This is a genomic window from Streptomyces sp. SID12501, assembly GCF_010550245.1.
Classification (GTDB): Bacteria; Actinomycetota; Actinomycetes; order Streptomycetales; family Streptomycetaceae; genus Streptomyces.
Window position 1 is genome coordinate 1 of the sequence record NZ_JAAGLU010000242.1, and the last position, 640, is coordinate 640.

Genomic DNA, 640 nt, shown 5'->3' on the forward strand with positions numbered 1-640 from the left:
ACCTCTTCCTCGTCGCGTCGGTTCGCCGCACCGGCCTGTCGACGCTACCCATCGGACGACCGCGGGAGGATCTGACGGTTTCGTGCGGCCTGCGGCGCACATCTGCCCGAGGCAACCGGGACGCCGTGACCTGCCGCGGGCGTCACGCCTGATCGGAAGCGCTTGCGCGGTCACGAGGGGATGGGCGCGTGAAACGGATGTGATCTATGTCACATGCGCGAGCCCGTCTACGGGGGTTCGGACGGGTTCGTCGGCCCGGTCGCGCACGAAGGTCCCAATGAGGCGTTTCCTGCCCTCGGAACGTGGGTGCGCGCCCACCCTCAACCTCGCGTCGGCCCCGACCGAGGCCATCGGTGTGAGCGTGAACAGCACCCCCGTGGACGTCACGGACCTCGTGGTCGAGCACCTGCCGATCGTGGGCTACAACGTGTCCGAGATCCTCCACCGCGTGCCCCCGACGGTGAGCCGCGACGAGCTCGCGTCCGCCGGCGCCCTCGCCCTGGTCCTCGCGGCCCGCGCCTACGACCCGTCGACCAACGTGCCGTTCGCGCGGTACGCGACGCTGCGCATCAAGGGCGCGCTGCTCGACGAGCTGCGCTCGATGGACTGGGCGAGCCGCGGCGCGCGCCGCCGCTCGCGC

Annotated in this window: 1 protein-coding gene; it reads left to right on the forward strand. The window is 71.4% G+C overall.

Translation table 11 applies throughout. The features are described 5' to 3' along the window. Window positions 1-277 precede the first annotated feature (277 nt). Window positions 278-640: sigma factor (locus G3I71_RS45495; protein ID WP_275409425.1), on the forward strand; the 363-nt coding region annotated here is incomplete at its 3' end.